The organism is Arthrobacter sp. LjRoot78 (genome assembly GCF_964254335.1).
Lineage (GTDB): Bacteria > Actinomycetota > Actinomycetes > Actinomycetales > Micrococcaceae > Arthrobacter.
Map to the genome: position 1 here is coordinate 3,429,090 of NZ_CAXUTG020000001.1, position 15,803 is coordinate 3,444,892.

The window sequence follows — 15,803 nt, forward strand, 5'->3', positions numbered from 1 at the left end:
CAACGCAGTGAGAGAGCGTCGCCAAAAAGCCGGCAGGAAGTGAGAGAGCGTCGCCAAAAAGCCGGCAGGAAGTGAGAGAGGATCGCAAGCCGCACACCAGCTCACACGAGTTAGGTAAACTGCAGCAAAGCAGTGTTTCCCACCCGGAGGATCAGCCCATGAACCGCAAGGCCACCGCACTGGACGTCGCCAAGCTGGCGGGTGTCTCGCGCAGCGCTGTGTCGCTCGTGCTCAACGGGCGGGGCGACGGCAACGTTGCCCTCGAAAGCCAGCAGCGCATCCGGGAAGCGGCGGCTGCCCTCAACTACTCGCCGAACAAGATCGCCCTGAGCCTGCGCAACCAGCAGTCGCGCGTCATCGGCATCGTGTCGGACCAGGTCGTCACCAGCCCGTTCGACGGCAACATCATCGCCGGTGCGGACGCGGTGGCACGGTCGCACGGCTTTGTCACCGTGGTGATGGACACCGAACTGGACGAGTCCCGGGACGAAAGCGCCGTGGAAACGCTGCTGGATCGGCAGGTGGACGGGCTGATGTATGTGACGGTGGGCCTGCGTCCGCTGCACGTCCCGCCGAACATGGCCCGGGTCCCGTCGATCCTGGCCAACTGCTTCGACGACCGCCCCGAGGCAGGGCTTCCGGCCGTGATTCCCGACGAGGTCCGCGGCGGACGCGAAGCTGCCGGGCACGTGATGTCGCTCGGCCACCGGGACATCGCATTCCTGGCCGGTGACTCCCTGACCCCTGCGGCGCCGCGGCGGATCGACGGCTACCGCGATGCCTTCAAGGTCGCGGGCATGCCTGTCAACGAGGACCGGGTCATCCAGGTGGGCTGGGATATTGACGCCGGATTCCACGGCGCCATGAAACTCCTCGACGGCGTGGAACCATTCGACCGCCCCACCGCGATCCTGTGCGCTAACGACCGCCTGGCAATCGGCGTCGTGCTGGCCTGCTACCGGCTGGGGCTGAGCGTTCCGGAGGACGTGTCCGTCATGGGCTACGACGACGAATTCCGCGTCGCCAAAACCATGGTCCCGGCGCTCAGCACCATGGCCCTTCCGCTCCGGGAAATGGGCGAAGCGGCCATGACGGCGCTGCTCACAGAGGTGGAAGCGGTTCCGAACGGAAAGGACGACGGCGGCGGCCCGGGCGCCAGCGCCGGCGCCGCTACCGGCACTGAGCCCACGACCAGCTCCCAGACGATGGTTCCCTGCCGCCTGGTGGTCCGGGATTCCACCGGGCCCGTCCCCGCCGGGCGCTAAGGCCAGGCGGACTGACTCCAGGCGGACGCTGACTCCGGCCGGGCGCTAAGGCCCGGCCGGTTTAGCCGCGAGGGACTCGTCAGCCCTGCCCCGAGGGCTGCTCCAGTTCCCAGACGTCCGCCGTGGCACCGGACGGAAGCTGCAGCTGCCACTGCTCCCCCGCAGCCGGGTAGGCCCGCAGCGTCGTGGCCACGGAACCCGCCCGGTAGACCTCCACCAGTGAGGCATCCACGAAGACCCGCAGCTCCTCCCCCGGTTCGATGGTTCCGCTGAACACTGTCTGCCGGCTGCCGTCCCCCACGAGCAGGAGTTCGACGGCGGTGTCCCCGCCACCGCCGGAACCGTCCCCGCCGCCCGAACCAGTCCGGCCTGTCACTAAGACCTCGGCAAACGCAGGCAGCACAACGGATCCAGCGGCGTGGCTGGCCGTCATCGCCCCACGGTAGGCGTCGATTTCCGGAGCGGGGCTGACAGCAAGGGCACCGTCGACCACCGACAGATCACGCGGAAATGTCAGGACACCGGCCCAGCCGGCGGCGTCGATTTCGTCCTGGCTGCGGCCGCGGCGGCCGTCGCGGCCCGGTCCCTCGTTGGCCCAGCCCCACAGCAGGGCCCTGTCTTCGAGCGCCACGATCTGGGGCGCATAGAAGTCGCGCCCGAGGTCGGACTTGCCGCCGCCGCGCGGCGTGAACACCGGCAGTCCGGTGGCCGGGTCCTCGGTCAGCGAACCGACCAGATGGCCCACGCCGTTGGCGTGTTCGTGCGCGTCACCCGAAAGCCAGAGCGAAAACATCATCAGCCAGGTTCCGGAATCGCCTGCGCCGCCGGAGGAATCCACGGACGCATCCGGCACCCGCACCAGCTGGGGGCATTCCCAGATCTCGGCCGGCGTGGACTCGGCGGCCACCGGGTTCTCCGAGGTCAGCCAGATGCCTTGGTACTTCCAGTCGGACATGTCCTCGACCGTGTACAGCAGTAGCGCGGCGTGCCCGTCGGCGAGCCCGGCACCCTGCATGGCGTACCGCCTTCCGTTGAACCGGAAGATGAACGGGTCACGCACCGCAGTGACCTGTTCATCGTCGGGCATCGAGGCCGCCACGTGGCCCGTCTGCTCCCAGTGGACCAGGTCCTCCGAGCCGCGGGCGATGACAACCTGCGAGTGGCCGCCGTCGCCGCGGACGCCCGAGTAAGCGGCGGTGGGAACACCGCCGTCGTCCGTCACCACACCGGTCCAGCAGCCGTACTCATCCGGCCCGCCGTGCTGCGGGCGCAGCGCCACCGGGTGTTCCTCCCAGCGCACCAGGTCCGCGGAGCTCACGTGGCCCCAGGCGATTTTGTGGTGCCGGGCGGAGTCCGGGTTGTACTGGAAGAACACGTGGTAGCGGCCGTTGATGAAGCTGATGCCGTTGGGGTCGTTGATCCAGCCCCGGGCGGGGCGCGGGTGGAAGTGCGGGAACGCGGGGTCGGGGTGGGAAGCGGCAACGTCGTCGAAGTGGACGGCGGCGAGGTCCGTGGCGGGCATTGCGGGGCCTTTCGGTGAGTAGGTCATTTTCCGGTGCCGGCAGTGAGGCCGTCCTGGAGTGCGCGCTGGCCGAACATAAAGACCACCAGCGCCGGAATCATGGACAGGACTACGCCTGCGAGAACTACTGAGATGCTGCCGGTTCCCAGGTTGCCCTGGAGCGAGACAAGTCCCAGCGGAAGCGTGAAGTTCTGCTCGGAGATGGTCAGGATGAGCGGGCGGAAGAACTCGTTCCAGTGGAAGTTGAATGCGAGGATTCCCACGATCGCCATGCCGGGCATCGCCAGTGGTGCATATACGGAACGAAACGTCCGCCAGGGGCTGGCTCCGTCGATCGAGGCGGCCTCGGCCAGTTCGGCGGGGAGCCCCATGAAGTACTGGCGCATCAGGAAGGTACCGAACGCCGTCGGAATGGCCGGGAGGATCAGCGCCAGCAGCGTGTCCGAGAGGCCCATGCCGCGGATCAGCATGAAGACGGGCACGATCGTGACCTGCACCGGCACCATCATGGTGGCCAGCACGATCGAGAAGAGTGCACCGCGGCCGCGGAACTTCAGGTGCGCGAAGGCGTAGCCCGCCATCGCCGCGGACACCATCTGGCCCACCGCGATCAGGCCGGTCACCAGGGCACTGTTGAGGACGAGGAGAAAGATATTCAGCTGCTGGAATACTTCACCGTAGGACGTGAAGTCCGGGTTCCACGGGAAGAACGACGGCGGCAGCTTGAAGGATTCCGACGGCGACCGCAGCGAGGTCGACAGGGTCCAGAGCACCGGGCCCAGCGTCAGGGCTGCCGCGATCAGCAGCAGGCCGACGCGGAGGGCGAAACTCCAGCTGAACCTGCGCCGCGTGGGAGACGTTTCGGGGAGGCCTTCCGAGAGCCGGGGGGAATGCCCAGCCAGGCCGTGGTCTGTAGTGGTTGTCATGGCTGGCCTTACTGGTAGAAGACGAATCGTTTGCTGAGCCGGAACTGCGCGGCCGTAATGGCCATGATGATGAGGGTGAGAAGCACGCCGATGGCGGACGCCTGACCGAACTCGAGGCGCTGGAAGGCCGATTCAAAGATGACCATGACGGCGGTGCGCGTGGAGTCGCCGGGGCCGCCGCGTGTCAGCACGTAGGGCTGGTCGAACACCTGCAGGGCGCTGATGATGGCCATCACCGAAGCCACGAGGGTGGTGGGGCTCAGCAGGGGCAGCGTGACGTGCAGGTGCTTGCGCCAGCCGGTGGCGCCGTCGATCGATGCTGCCTCGTATGTCTCCACGGGAATGGAAGCCAGGCCGCCGATGAACAGCAGGAAGGAGAACCCGAAGTTCTGCCACACGTAGACAAGGATCACGACGGCGGCGGACCCGCCCGGTGTGGTCAGCCACGGCACCGCGGGGATGCCTACCAGGGACAGGAACCAGTTCACCACGCCGAACTGTTCGTTGAAGAGGTATCGCATGAAGATGGATACCGAGGCCGCGGACAGGATGAGCGGGAAGAAGAAGGCCGAACGGAAGAACACGCGCAGCCAGGCCGGCATCTTCTCCTGCACCATGATGGCCAGCGCCAGGGCGAGCCCCAGCTGGAAGGCCACCGCCACCACCACGAACACGATGGTGTTCAGGAAGGACACGCGGACGGTGGGGTCCTGGACCACTTCGGAGAAGTTGTCGAAGCCCACGAACGTCGGCGCAGAAATGATGTCCCAGCGGAAGAAGGCAAGGACCACGGAGGCCACGATCGGGATCAGGGTGAACAGGCCCATGCCGAGGATGGTGGGGGCCAGGAAGATCCAGGCAAGCCAACGCTGGCTGTGCCGCGACTTGGCCGTGGGTTGGTGCTGGGCCGGCACGGCCTGCCCGGCCGCCTGCCTCGGCCGCTCCCGCGGCGGGGTGGTGGTGCTCATGACTGCCTCCTCAGGGCCAGTTCAAGGTCGCGCTGCATGGAGGCGAGGGCCTGCTTGAGCTGGCGCTCGTCGCCGCTGACAGCCAGCGAAACGTTCTTCATCAGGGCCGTTTCGACGGCGGCCTGCTGCGGTGGGGCCGGGATGGGGCCTGTGGTGGGGAACCTGTCCAGGGTGTCGTAGAAGACCTTCCAGTGGGCGGGTCCCTTGCCGGCGTAAAGCTGCTCGTTGACCATGGAGCGGCGCGCCGGCGTCGTAATCGGGTTGGGGAAGATCAGTTCCATGGCCTCGTGGCTGGAGCTGAACTTAATCCATTCCCAGGCGGCGTCCTTGTCCTTGGCGGTCTTCATGATCGCGTAGCCGGCGGTGCCGAACTGGTGCCGCTGGGTCTTCCAGCGCGGGAAGAACTGGACGTCGAAATCGCTTTCGCCCATCCCGGCCTCGTGCAGGCCCTGCACCCAGTAGCCGCCGGCCGGCGTCGTACCGATGCGGTTGGACGCGAACAGCCCGACAAGCGAGCTGCCGCCGCCCTCCTCAGGGCGGACGCCGAGCCCGTCCTTGACCAGTCCGCGGAGGTAGTCGAAGGACTCGAAGACGCGGTCGTCGTTGGCGTTCGGCTCCAGCCACTGGTATCCGCCTGAACGGAGGCTGCGGGAGGGATCGCTGGCGTAGAAGCCATCCCAGAGCCACTCCCCGCCGGTGGACCGGGTCTCTTTCAGGAAGCTGGTGTCGTTCGCGTAGAGCCACGGAACCACACCGCCGAAGAGCCGGTTGGTCCAGTAATACGGGGTGAAGTCCGAGGTCCGCGCCTTGCGCATGGCGGCGAGGCTGTTGCGGAAGTCCAGGTGGGTCCAGTCATCCGCCGGGCGCTCCAGTCCGGCCTGCGCGAACGCAGTGGTGTTGTAGTACATGTTGGCCGCGTTCCAGTCCATGGGGAGCTGGTACAGGCTGCCCTTGTACATGAAGGCCTCCACCAGGCTGGGGTGCACGTCCTCGAAGAACTCCCGCATGTCAGCGGCGTCGCGGCGCACGTACTCGTCGAGCGGATGCGCGAGCTTTTCCGCGAACAGCTGGGCGCCTTCGGTGGCCACGTAGACCACGTCCGGCGGCGTGCCTGCAGCCACCATGGTGAGGATCTTGGTGAAGAAGTCTTTCCAGTCCACGGCCTGGATGGCCTGGACCTTGACCTTGATCTCCGGGTGGAGTCGGGTGAAGGCGTCGATGGCGCGCTGGCGGGCGGCGGCGTCTGCGGCGGTGCCCATGATGGCGATGCTGAGGCTGTTGTCCCCGCGGCCCGGAATGTCCGTTCCGGAGAGCCGCGGCCACGATGCCACGGTTGCTCCGATAATTCCCGCGCCGAGGGCACCAAGGGCGGTACGGCGGGTGATTTCCCGCAGGTGCCCGTTTGTGGCTCCGGTCATGTCAATTTCCTTCCTAACACGTGTTAGGAACTGTAGATGAACGACCTAACACGTGTCAAGCATCACAACCCTGCGCCTCACTGCGACGCTCTCTCACTTCCCGCCGCATTTTTCGCGACGCTCTCTCACTTGCTGCCGCTTCACCCCGAACCCTCTCTCACTTCCTGCCGCAAAACGAGAAACGCCCTCCCATCTCGAGCGGCCATGCCGCGAAAGATGAGAGGGCGTTTAGGCTGAGCCCGACGGAACCGAAGAGAGCGTCGGGCTCAGCCTGCAGCTACATGTTCTCCGGCTACATGTTCTCCGGAGTCTCGATGCCCAGCAGGTCCAGCCCCTCGGAGAGCCTGTGGAGGACGAGTGCGCACAGGGCGAGCCGTGACTGGCGGACGGACTCGTCCGCCTTCAACACCGGGCACTGGTCGTAGAACGAGGTGAACAGCTGCGAGAGTTCGAACAGGAACGCACACAGCCGGTGCGGCTCCAGCAGTTCGCCCACCCTCCGGAGGGTCGCGCCGTACTCCAGCAGGTGGAGCGCCAGGGCCCGCTCGGCCGGTTCGACGACGGCGATACTCGCTCCCGCCGTCGACTCCCCCGCCACGTCGCCAGAGTCCGCCACCTCGCCAGAGTCCGCCACCTCGCCAGACTCGAAGGCCGACGCAGTAGCGGCCTCCTCGGCCTTCCGCAGGATGGAGCGGATCCGGGCAGCGGCGTACTGCACATAGGGGCCCGTGTTGCCGCTCAGTGCCAGCATCCGGTCGAAGTCGAAGACATACTCGGTGTCGTGCCCCACCGACAGGTCGGCGTACTTCACGGCCCCGATCCCCACCTGCCGGGCGGTGACGGCGCGTTCGTCCTCCGAGAGGTCGGGGCGGCTCGCATCCACCACGGCGCGGGCGCGGTCCACGGCCTCGTCCAGCAGGGCCATGAGCTTCACCGGAGTGCCCGAGCGGGACTTCAGGATCTTGCCGTCTTCGCCCAGCACGTTGCCGATCTGCACATGCGTGGCCTCTACGGTGTCCGGCAGCCATCCGGCTTCGCGGGCGCTTTCAATGACCATCCGGAGGTGGACGTTCTGCGGGGCTCCCACCACGTACAGGATGCGGTCGGCATGGAGTTCCTGCACCCGGTACCTGATGGTGGCGAGATCGGTGGTGGCGTACCCGTAGCCGCCGTCGGATTTGCGGATGATGAGCGGCAGCGGCTCGCCGTCCCTGCCGGTGAAGCCCGCGGGGAACGTGCACAGCGCCCCCTCGCTCACACGGGCCAGGCCGCGCTCCTCAAGTTCCTGGCACAACTGTGCTAAATGGGGATCGTAGGAGCTTTCGCCGGCGATGTGCTCGTCCTCGAGGCTGACTCCCAGCGTGGCGTAGATGGCATTGAAGTAGACCTTCGAATGGTCCACCAGCCGCCGCCAGACCTCCAGCGTCTCCTCGTGGGCCGACTGGAGTGACACCACGCGAAGGCGTGCACGCGTCGCGAAGTCCGCATCGCCGTCGAACTTTGCCCGCGCGGCCTGGTAGAACGCGCTGGGATCTTCCACCAGCAGCGCGGCCTCAGGTGAATCCTCGCCGATCTCCAGCCAGTGCTCGATCAGCATGCCGAAGGGCGTGCCCCAGTCGCCGATGTGGTTCTGCCGCATCACCGTATGGCCCAGCGCCTCAAGGACCCGGACCAGGCTGTCCCCCACCACGGTGGTGCGGAGGTGCCCCACGTGCATTTCCTTCGCGACGTTTGGGGAGGAATAGTCGACGACGACGCGACGGGCTTGCGTCTCCGGCCCGCCTTGGGGCTGGGAAGCCCGGGTGGGGTCAGCCTGGGCGTTGAGCAACTCCTCGATCCAGGTGCCGTCGAACGTGAGGTTGATGAAGCCGGGGCCGGAGATCTCCACGGCGGTGCAGAGGCCGTCAAGCTCCAGAGCCTCGACGATCCGGCCGGCAGCCTCGCGTGGCGGCAGTCCCACCTTCTTGGCAAGGGCCATGGCGGCGTTGATCTGGATGTCGGCGAACTGCGAGGGCCGGACCACCGGATCGGTGTCCCGGAACTCTTCGCCGAACGCTTGGGCAATAGCTGCCTGGACTCTGGGGACAACCATCTCGGCCGGATTATTCACAAACTCAAATTATCAGCCCAACCCCCATCCGACGCTCTATCTCTTCCTGCGGCTAAATCCGGAACCCTCTCGCACTTCCTGCCGCCTAAATAGAAACGCTCTCTCACCTCCCGGCCGTGCGGCCGTGGAGGTGAGAGAGCGTTCTGAAGAAACCCGCCAAAGGTGAGAGAGCGTCCCAATAAACCCGGCAGGAAGTGAGAGAGCGTCCGTACTGGATGGGGCCAGTCGGTCCTAGGCGTCCGTGCGGAAAACCTGGACCACGGACGGGCGCGGGGCACGGACCTGGCCGCGCGCCGGCGTCGTGCCTGCCGGAACGTAATCCGGGAAGTACGAGTTGGGCGCGTCAAACGTCCCGTCCTCGCCCGGGTGCTGCACAGAGACGAAGACGGTGCGCTCGTCGTCGTGGATGATCGGTCCGCAGGTCTCGCCGTCGCGCGGCACGGCCAGGAACTGCTCCACCTTGCCGCGCTCAGCACCGTCGAGCGTGACCTTGAACAGGCCGTCCGCGCGGCCGATGCCGGAGGGGGCGCCGTCGGTGGAGATCCAGAGGTTGCCCACGGAGTCGAACGCCAGGTTGTCCGGGCAGGAGATCGGCGAGACCTGGTCCACCGGGAAGCCGGAGAAGTAGGTGACGTCGCCCTGGGCCGGATCGCCGCAGACCATCAGCAGGTTCCAGGTGAACTTGGTGGAGGTCTGGTCGCCGGTTTCGGTGATCTCCACGATGTGGCCGTCGCGGTTGGCGTTGCGCGGGTTGATCTCGGTGGCGCCTTCTTTGCCTACCTTGCCGCGGTCGGAGTTGTTGGTGCAGGCCACGTAGACCTTGCCGGTGTGCAGGCTGGGCTGGACATCCTCGCAGCGGTCCATCTTCGTGGGGCCCACCTTGTCCGCGGCCAGGCGGGTGTAGACCAGCACCTCTTCCACGGACATGCCCGTCACCTTCGACACGCCGTTCTCAACCAGCGCCAGCCACTCGCCGGTGCCGTCGAACGAACCGTCGGACGGAACCGCTCCGGTGCCAGTGATCTCCGCGGCGGGCGAGTTGCCGGTGAACTTGGCGACGTACAGGTTGCCCGCGGACAGCAGAGTCATGTTGTGCTTGCGGTCGCCCTCGCGGTACTTGTCCTTGGAGACGAACTTGTAGAGGTAGTCGAAGCGCTCGTCGTCGCCCGAGTAAGCCACCACATGGCCGGACTCGGCCACGATCACGTTGGCGCCTTCGTGCTTGAAGCGGCCCAGCGAGGAGTGCTTCTTCGGGGTGGAGGTGGGGTCGAACGGGTCAACTTCCACGATCCAGCCGAAGCGGTTGGCCTCGTTTGCGTAGTCGGCGTTACGGGTGTCGAAGCGGGGATCGTCGAGTTCCCACTGGCGGGCCGTGGGCTTGTTCGTCAGGCCGTAGCGCTTGTCGTAATCGGACGTGCCCGGGGAGACGAAGTAGCCGTTGAAGTTCTCTTCTCCGGAGAGGATGGTGCCCCAGGGCGTCGTGCCGCCGGAGCAGTTTCCCAGCGTGCCCTTGATCCAGCGGCCCGCATCATCGCCCTTGGTCTTCACCAGCGAAGAGCCCGCAACGGGACCCGTGAGTTCGTAGACCGTGCTGTTCAGGTAGCGGCGGTTGAGCCCGGCGCCCTTGACGTAGCTCCACGGCTGGTTCTTGTTCTTCCGCTCCAGCTCCACCACTGTGAGGCCGTGCGCGGCCTGGCCGACTTTCCGGACGTCTGCGGCCGGCATGGTGGCCGGGAACATGATGCTCTCGTTGGTGTATTCGTGGTTCGCGAACAGCAGGGCGCGGCGGCCCTTGCTGCCGGGGATCTCCAGGATGTCCGAGTAGTCGTTGTTGTAGCCGAACTGCTGTTCCTGGGCGGCGGCCGTCTGGTTGTTGAGGTCGAAGTCCGGCGCGGTGTTGAAGATCGGGTCGCCCCAGCGGATCACCGGCTGCCAGGTGAACCCTGCGGGCACGGTCAGCTTGTCCACGTCCGCGGCGATGGACGGGATCGCGGTGAACTGCAGCTTGGACTTGCCGAAGCCGTCCTTTGCTGCGGCGGCGAGGCCGGTGCCGCCGTCGGCCACTGCAGTTCCGGCGGACGTTACTGCACTGCCGAGCACGACGGCGAGCGCGCCGGCGGCGCCGAAGCCGAGGGCGGCGCGGCGGGACATCGTGGCAGAGGCGATGTCGCGGAAGTAGCTGTTGGAGCTGGTGTTGCAGACCTCGCCCGAGCAGGCGTTGTCGCACTTCAGCGCACAGGTGACGGGGCTGCGCTTGCCTTTGGTGTGGCCGAGCATGGGTAGCAGGGCAAACTTACGTCCGGTCGTATCAGACATGGGGGCCTTCCAAGGGATGTGATGCGGTCCCGCCCACCCTTCCAGCGGATCCCAACCGGCAGTTGTCAGACAGGTGAAGATCCGGTGAACAGGAAGGAGTGAGAGCGGGTCACAGGAAAACCCGCGGGAAGTGAGAGAGCGTCCGGGGTGGGGGCAGCGGGGAGGTTACGGGCGGTCGCCTGCCGGGGATGCCAGCAGGGCGTGGACGCGGCGGAGGCGCTCCAGCCACCAGTCCCGGCGGTCCGGGGAAGCGGCGTAGCGCTCCAGCAGCCCGGCGTCGGCGGCGACGTCGCGGACGCGGATGGCGCCGTCGTCGGCCACCAGCGGGTCCAGCGTGATGTCCTGCTCAAACAGTGACACCGTTCCCAGCCCGCACGCGTACGGCAGTTCGGGGAGCGCCGCCGCCAGGGCCAGCCCGGCGCGGATCCCCACGGAGGTGTCCAGCGCGGAACTGACGACGGCGGGCAGCCCGGCCTGCCCCACGATGTCCAGGGCGCGCCGCACTCCCCCGAGCGGCGCCACCTTCACCACGATCAGGTCGGCCGCGCCCGCCCGAGCCACACGAAGGGGGTCGGATTCCTTCCGTACGCTTTCATCCGCGGCAATCAGCACGGGGATGCCGGCGGCCCGCAGCCGGCGGCGCACTTCGGCCAGGCCCTCGATGTCCGGCACCGGCTGCTCGGCGTATTCAAGCCCGACGGCGGACAGCCGGGTCAGTGCCTCGACAGCGGCGGGCACGTCCCAGCCGCCGTTCGCGTCCACCCGGATGGCTGCGTCCGGGAGGGCGCTGCGGACGGCGGCAACCCGGGCGGCGTCGTCGTCGAGCGTCTGGCCCCGTTCGGCCACCTTGACCTTGACGGCGTCCACCCGGCCGAAGCGGGCCAGGACGTCCGGAACACGGTCCGAGGCAACGGCGGGAACGGTGGCGTTGACGGGAATCACGGAGCGGACGGGAGGCGGAAACCCCTCCCAGCCGGCCTCGATGGCGGAGGCGAGCCAGGGGGCGGCTTCGGCGTCGTCGTATTCGGGAAAGGGGCAGAACTCCCCCCAGCCGAGCGGGCCGTCCAGCAGCAGGGCCTCGCGCCGGGTGATGCCCCTGAACTTCACGCGCATGGGCAGGCTCACCACATGGGCGGACGCCGCAAGCTGCTCCAGCGAAGGCAAAGCCGGGAACGAATCAGGCAACTGGCGTTTGACGTCGGCGGGCATGATTTCACTCTACCGGCCACGTCTGACGGTGACGGGGCCCGCGCTTCAAGCGCCTGGGCCAACAAGTCCTTGGTAGGGCCGACGGCGACTGGGGGCGAGCTTCACGTTTTATGAGACTCGTCGCCGTCGGCCCAGCTCAAGGAGCCCCGGGCATGCATTCCCTGCGGTTAGCCGCCTGATCTGCTGCGGGGCGGCCGGTGTAAAACCCGACCGTTAAGAAGATCGTAGGGATTGAATGCCGGGCCCACATGAGTGAGTGCTACTCGTTTTTGCCGGTGGATGGTACTCAAGGAAGCGGCCATCACGCGCCGCCAACAGCGCATGATGGCCGCCTCCCTGACTTGGGCTACCGGTGCCCGCGGCCGTCATCCTTGGCGCGGTCCAGCAGCTTGCAGATGTCCTTCGCGTGCCGGATGCTGTTGTGTTTAAGGGCCGGGGCCTGGAGACGTATTTCCCCCGATAGCAGCGCCAGCGACAGAGTGTCGGGCATGGTTTTGCGGATGCCAATGCCCGGAGTGTCACCGTCCCAGGTCATTGGCATCCGCTACGGCCGCCGGCTTAGTGCTGATCGGCTGACGCCCGCTACGTCCCAGCGTAGGAAGAATGGCCGCCGCCCGGCACGAGTATTTGCTACCTGTTTTGGTGGCGGATTGTTGCCAGTGTCGGCGGCGGATACGGTGCTCTCCTCCCCCAATCCAGCACCGGTCTCCGGCCTGTTCCCAGCTTTCTGTGGGACGCTGATGGTGATGAGTTCCCACCTTAAAGATTCCCGACGACGGCGGCCCGCCGGGCAGGTGCGTGGCGCCGTGGCGCTGGGTGCGCTGTGCATCCTTGCGACGCTGGCCTGTGTGGCCGGCCTGATCGCGACGTACTACTTCTTCGTGCGGACCACCACGGGCCAGTACATTGACGAATCGGCGCTGGTGGAGGCCGTGGCCATCCACGGCCCTGCAGGGAAGGCCGCCACCCGGTTCCTGGACTGGCTGCCCACGGTGTCGCTCGTGGTGGGCGCCGTCGTCGTCCTCCTCGTCTCGGTGATCCGGAAGCGCTGGCGTGCCGCCGGCATTGCCGTTGCCGCGTGCATCGGGGCGAACATCGCCACGCAGGTCCTGAAGGCGCTGTTGCCGGAGCGGCCGTTCCGCGGCGTGGAAACGCTGGAGCTGAACTCCCTGCCCTCCGGCCACACCACGCTCGCTGCATCCGCCGCTGCCGCGGTGTTCCTGATGGCCTCACCGCGGTGGCGGCCGTTCGCAGGATTCGCAGGCGGCAGCTTCGCGATCATTTCCGGGGTTTCCACCGTGGTGAACCAGTGGCACCGCCCGTCCGACGTGATTGCGGCCTTCCTGCTGGTGGGCGCATTCGTCATCCCGGCCGGCTGGCTCATCATCCGCACCGGGAACACCTGGAACGTGTGGGACGGCTTCGGCGGGCACTGGGCGTCCTCGCGCTGGTGGCTGCGGCTGCCGGCCCTGATCTGCCTGGTATTCGCCGCGGCCGCCGCCTTCCTGCTGACCCGCTACGTGCCCGGCGAGGGCGGCAGCGGCACGAGCTACTTCTGGGGCGGCATCTCGCTGATCGTGGTGGCCGGCTACCTCGCCGCGGTGGCAACCACCGCCCTGTTTGCGTTTGCCGTACGACGGCGGGCGGCTGGCTGACAGTCCGGCTACATCAGGAACGAGGCGTTGAAGGAGTTCAGGTCCACCGGAATGCCGTTGAGGCTCTGCTCGAACTTCTGCTGAATGCCGATCCGCATGGTGCTGGAGGTGTTCCAGCCGCCGTACTGCACCGGCGTAGGCGCGAGGTAGTCGGCCGTCCAGGTGGAGTAGTTAAGGTTGCTTGCAGTGTTGGTGTCCCAGAGCGGCACGTCGGCGAAGGCCGTGCTGCTGCCCATGAGGTCCGGCCACATGCCGCTGCCGCTGTAGATGACTGGCCGCACGCCCATGCTGCGGACGCCGTCCACCATCTCCCGGGTCACCGGAGGGCTGGCCGGTTCCACGTCCAGGGCGAAGAACTGAAGCTGGGCTGCATACGGTCCCGCGGCGCTGATGCCGCCCCGCCAGCAGGAGGCGTCCCGCGTGTACACGGCGATTTTCAGGCCCGCGTCCAGCGCCATCTTCAGCTGGGCCTGGGTCCGGTACCAGGGGTCGCAAGTACCCCATGCGGTGGAGTGCATCACGTAAAGCCGGATCCCGGCGTCGTACGCTTTTTTGAACCAGGCGGGATCTGAGATCGCGGCCGTCGTGTCCACTACCTTCACCGAAGGGCTGGTGGCGGGAGGGCTGACCTTGGCGGGCTGCATCTTCACCTCCTGGACTGAGTTCTTAAGGGCTGAGTCGTTACGCGCTGAAGCGGGCTGCAGCGCTGCCGCCTGGACTTCCGATGCCGGAGTGGCCGCGGCGGGGGTCGAAACCGGTGCCGCGGCGGGGGCCGTTCCGAGGCCCAGCAGGAGGGGCAGTGCCGCGAGGGCGGCAACCAGGTTGATCTGAAGCAAAACGATACTCCTGGGTCTGGCCGGCCCGGTTGGATCGGGGGCAGGCATGGCGCAGCGAAGGCCGCGTTCGGGTGAGATGCGCAGTTGATCGAGCCCAGTTCCCGGTCAACCCATGGGACCGCGCACAAGGAGCGCCGGGGTCCGCCCCCTACTTTACGGATGTTGCGGCAGGTAGCGAAAAGCGGAAAAGCGAGTGTTGACCTGGCGGGTCCCTCATTGGTATGGGCCAGCGGAGTTCCGTCCCATTTACATTGCCGCCGGCGGGGGCCAGAATAAATCGCACAACAGCCTCCACTGGCTCAGCAGCGAGCTGACTTCCGTGCTGCTTAACCAGGGGGCTGATTTCATGGCCGGCATCTACGATTCAAAACTCTCCACCCGCGTGGATTTCCCGGCCCGGGCCAGGGCAGTGGCGTCCATTCCATCCTTGCTGAGGGTGCAGGGATTCCTGCGCACCCATGCCCGCCGCCAGCATGACCCAGGAATCTGCGATTTCACTTTGGGCAATCCGCATCAGATGCCGCAGGAGGCGTATGTCTCGGCGTTGCGGGACCAGCTCGAACCCCGGAACGAAAGCTGGTTTGCGTACAAGACGAACGGCGCGGAGGCCCAGGTCGCCGCGGCCCAATCGCTGCGGCGTCTGCTCGAGATGCCGTTCGAGCCGGAGGACTTCCTGCTCACCACGGGCGGTTTCACGGCCATAGCCATGGCGTTGAAGGCCGTGGCCGATCCGGGCGACGAGGTGATTTACAGCCTGCCGCCATGGTTCCTGTACGAACCGATCATTGTGGAGGCCGGGCTGGTGCCGGTCAAAGTGCACATCAACCCCGAGACGTTCGACCTGGATCTGATGGCTATAGCCTCCGCCATTACGCCGCGGACCAGGGTGGTGATCGTCAATACGCCCAACAATCCCACAGGCCGGATCTACCCGGAGACGCTGCTGGTGAAGCTGGCCGCGATGCTGGAACTCGCCTCGGAGCGTAACGGGCGGCGGATCTATCTCCTGTCTGACGAGGCCTACAACCGGATTGTGTATGACGGCGCCCGCTTCCACAGCCCGGCCGAGTTCTATCCGTACACGCTGCTGGCCTACTCCTACGGCAAGACGCACCTGGCACCCGGGCAGCGCGTTGGGTACCTGGCTCTGCCGCCCACCATGCCGGACCGTGACGGTCTGCGCGAAATCCTGAGCGCCCTGCAGGTTGCCCTGGGCTGGATCTACCCCAACGCCCTGCTCCAGTACGCGTTGCCCGCACTGGAGACGTTCACCATCGACGTCGGGCAGTTGCAACGGAAGAGGGACCGGCTGTACCAGGAGCTGACCGGGATGGGCTACCAACTGCACCGGCCGGAGGGCTCGTTCTACCTTTTTGTGCACTCGCCGGTGGCCGACGACGAAGCGTTCACCGAAACCCTGGCCGCCCGGAACGTCTATGTCCTGCCGGGCGTCCTGTTTGAAACACCCGGGTTCTTCAGGATCTCGCTGACCGCCAACGAGGACATGGTGGAACGCAGCCTGCCCGTGTTCGCAGAGGCAATCCGGCTCGCGGAGGTTGGGTAGGGGCGGAAGCAGAA

At 66.7% G+C, this 15,803-nt stretch carries 12 protein-coding genes; 3 read left to right on the forward strand and 9 right to left on the reverse strand.

Annotated elements, in window-relative coordinates:
* Positions 1-158 precede the first annotated feature (158 nt).
* Positions 159-1,265, forward strand: coding sequence for a LacI family DNA-binding transcriptional regulator (locus tag ACSQ1X_RS15945; protein ID WP_436058347.1), 1,107 nt, complete (start codon positions 159-161; stop codon positions 1,263-1,265).
* Between the two features lie 79 nt (positions 1,266-1,344).
* On the opposite strand, the gene ACSQ1X_RS15950 is transcribed toward ACSQ1X_RS15945, so the two are convergent.
* From ACSQ1X_RS15950 to ACSQ1X_RS15985, 8 genes are all read right to left on the reverse strand, one after another.
* On the reverse strand, positions 1,345-2,787 hold the full coding sequence (locus ACSQ1X_RS15950; protein ID WP_436058348.1) for a glycoside hydrolase family 32 protein: 1,443 nt from the start codon (positions 2,785-2,787) through the stop codon (positions 1,345-1,347).
* A 23-nt stretch (positions 2,788-2,810) separates the two neighbouring features.
* Positions 2,811-3,713 (reverse strand): carbohydrate ABC transporter permease, encoded by a 903-nt coding sequence (locus tag ACSQ1X_RS15955; protein WP_436058349.1) that lies wholly within the window; start codon positions 3,711-3,713, stop codon positions 2,811-2,813.
* A gap of 8 nt (positions 3,714-3,721) precedes the next feature.
* Complete coding sequence (locus ACSQ1X_RS15960) at positions 3,722-4,681, reverse strand: carbohydrate ABC transporter permease (RefSeq protein ID WP_436058350.1); 960 nt, start codon at positions 4,679-4,681, stop codon at positions 3,722-3,724.
* A complete protein-coding gene (locus ACSQ1X_RS15965; protein ID WP_436058351.1) occupies positions 4,678-6,099 on the reverse strand; it encodes an extracellular solute-binding protein in 1,422 nt (473 codons plus the stop codon). The genes ACSQ1X_RS15960 and ACSQ1X_RS15965 overlap by 4 nt, the downstream gene beginning before the upstream one ends.
* A gap of 292 nt (positions 6,100-6,391) precedes the next feature.
* Positions 6,392-8,191 carry an arginine--tRNA ligase gene (gene argS, locus ACSQ1X_RS15970; RefSeq protein WP_436058352.1) on the reverse strand — a complete coding sequence of 600 codons (1,800 nt, stop codon included), beginning with the start codon at positions 8,189-8,191 and terminating at the stop codon, positions 6,392-6,394.
* Between the two features lie 249 nt (positions 8,192-8,440).
* Complete coding sequence (locus tag ACSQ1X_RS15975) at positions 8,441-10,525, reverse strand: PhoX family protein (protein WP_436058353.1); 2,085 nt, start codon at positions 10,523-10,525, stop codon at positions 8,441-8,443.
* A gap of 165 nt (positions 10,526-10,690) precedes the next feature.
* On the reverse strand, positions 10,691-11,734 hold the full coding sequence (locus tag ACSQ1X_RS15980; RefSeq protein ID WP_436058354.1) for an o-succinylbenzoate synthase: 1,044 nt from the start codon (positions 11,732-11,734) through the stop codon (positions 10,691-10,693).
* A gap of 346 nt (positions 11,735-12,080) precedes the next feature.
* Entirely contained in the window at positions 12,081-12,269 is a 189-nt protein-coding gene (locus ACSQ1X_RS15985; RefSeq protein ID WP_436058355.1) for a hypothetical protein, read from the reverse strand.
* Between the two features lie 205 nt (positions 12,270-12,474).
* On the opposite strand from ACSQ1X_RS15985, the gene ACSQ1X_RS15990 reads away from it, so the two are divergent.
* Positions 12,475-13,389 (forward strand): phosphatase PAP2 family protein, encoded by a 915-nt coding sequence (locus tag ACSQ1X_RS15990; protein WP_436058356.1) that lies wholly within the window; start codon positions 12,475-12,477, stop codon positions 13,387-13,389.
* 8 nt (positions 13,390-13,397) lie between these two features.
* On the opposite strand, the gene ACSQ1X_RS15995 is transcribed toward ACSQ1X_RS15990, so the two are convergent.
* Entirely contained in the window at positions 13,398-14,225 is an 828-nt protein-coding gene (locus ACSQ1X_RS15995) for a hypothetical protein (protein ID WP_436058357.1), read from the reverse strand.
* 346 nt (positions 14,226-14,571) lie between these two features.
* Here ACSQ1X_RS15995 and ACSQ1X_RS16000 point away from each other — a divergent pair, with 346 nt between their 5' ends.
* On the forward strand, positions 14,572-15,789 hold the full coding sequence (locus ACSQ1X_RS16000) for an aminotransferase class I/II-fold pyridoxal phosphate-dependent enzyme (protein WP_436059351.1): 1,218 nt from the start codon (positions 14,572-14,574) through the stop codon (positions 15,787-15,789).
* Positions 15,790-15,803 lie beyond the last annotated feature (14 nt).

What these genes read in the sequence shown, in the direction of transcription:
- ACSQ1X_RS15950 (WP_436058348.1), bottom strand. Translation starts at nt 2,787, where the DNA reads ATGCCCGCCACGGACCTCGCCGCCGTCCACTTCGACGACGTTGCCGCT.
- ACSQ1X_RS15985 (WP_436058355.1), bottom strand. Translation starts at nt 12,269, where the DNA reads ATGACCTGGGACGGTGACACTCCGGGCATTGGCATCCGCAAAACCATG.
- ACSQ1X_RS15955 (WP_436058349.1), bottom strand. Translation starts at nt 3,713, where the DNA reads ATGACAACCACTACAGACCACGGCCTGGCTGGGCATTCCCCCCGGCTC.
- ACSQ1X_RS15990 (WP_436058356.1), top strand. Translation starts at nt 12,475, where the DNA reads ATGGTGATGAGTTCCCACCTTAAAGATTCCCGACGACGGCGGCCCGCC.
- ACSQ1X_RS15960 (WP_436058350.1), bottom strand. Translation starts at nt 4,681, where the DNA reads ATGAGCACCACCACCCCGCCGCGGGAGCGGCCGAGGCAGGCGGCCGGG.
- ACSQ1X_RS15945 (WP_436058347.1), top strand. Translation starts at nt 159, where the DNA reads ATGAACCGCAAGGCCACCGCACTGGACGTCGCCAAGCTGGCGGGTGTC.
- argS (WP_436058352.1), bottom strand. Translation starts at nt 8,191, where the DNA reads ATGGTTGTCCCCAGAGTCCAGGCAGCTATTGCCCAAGCGTTCGGCGAA.
- ACSQ1X_RS15975 (WP_436058353.1), bottom strand. Translation starts at nt 10,525, where the DNA reads ATGTCTGATACGACCGGACGTAAGTTTGCCCTGCTACCCATGCTCGGC.
- ACSQ1X_RS15980 (WP_436058354.1), bottom strand. Translation starts at nt 11,734, where the DNA reads ATGCCCGCCGACGTCAAACGCCAGTTGCCTGATTCGTTCCCGGCTTTG.
- ACSQ1X_RS15965 (WP_436058351.1), bottom strand. Translation starts at nt 6,099, where the DNA reads ATGACCGGAGCCACAAACGGGCACCTGCGGGAAATCACCCGCCGTACC.
- ACSQ1X_RS16000 (WP_436059351.1), top strand. Translation starts at nt 14,572, where the DNA reads ATGGCCGGCATCTACGATTCAAAACTCTCCACCCGCGTGGATTTCCCG.